This window comes from Micromonospora sp. DT44, assembly GCF_049841635.1.
GTDB lineage: Bacteria > Actinomycetota > Actinomycetes > Mycobacteriales > Micromonosporaceae > Micromonospora.
Window position 1 is genome coordinate 1 of record NZ_JBNCKS010000160.1, and the last position, 682, is coordinate 682.

Below are 682 nucleotides of genomic sequence, written 5' to 3' on the forward strand. Positions count from 1 at the left end.
AGATGGGCTCGGCCAGCCAGAACACCATGAACAGCGGCACCGTCGCACCGACCCTGTTCTACTTCGCGCCCAAGAACATCTGGGTCCTGGCCTACCAGTGGGGCGGCACCGCGTTCTCCTACCGCACCTCCACCGACCCCACCAACGCCAACGGCTGGTCCGCCGCCCAAACCCTGTTCACCGGCAGCATCACCGGCCCCGGCACCGGCCCCATCGACCAGACCCTCATCGCCGACGACCAGAACATGTACCTCTTCTTCGCCGGCGACAACGGCAAGATCTACCGCGCCAGCATGCCCATCGGGAACTTCCCCAGCAGCTTCGGCTCCACCTACACCACCATCATGAGCGACACCACCAACAACCTCTTCGAAGCACCCCAGGTCTACAAACTCCGCGGCCAGAACCGCTACCTCATGATCGTCGAAGCCATCGGCGGCCAAGGCCGCTACTTCCGCTCCTTCACCGCCACCAGCCTCAACGGCACCTGGACCCCCCAGGCCGCCACCGAAAGCAACCCCTTCGCCGGCAAAGCCAACAGCGGCGCCACCTGGACCAACGACATCAGCCACGGCGAACTGATCCGCACCAGCGCCGACCAGACCTTCACCGTCGACCCCTGCAACCTCCAACTGCTCTACCAAGGCCGATCGCCCTCCTCCAACGGCGTCGACTACGGCCT

The 682-nt window shown here is 65.0% G+C and carries 1 protein-coding gene; it reads left to right on the forward strand.

Going from position 1 to position 682, the window contains the following annotated elements:
- Positions 1-682 (forward strand): non-reducing end alpha-L-arabinofuranosidase family hydrolase (locus tag ACLQ25_RS32765; protein WP_425734599.1); only part of this gene is annotated, 682 nt, incomplete at both ends.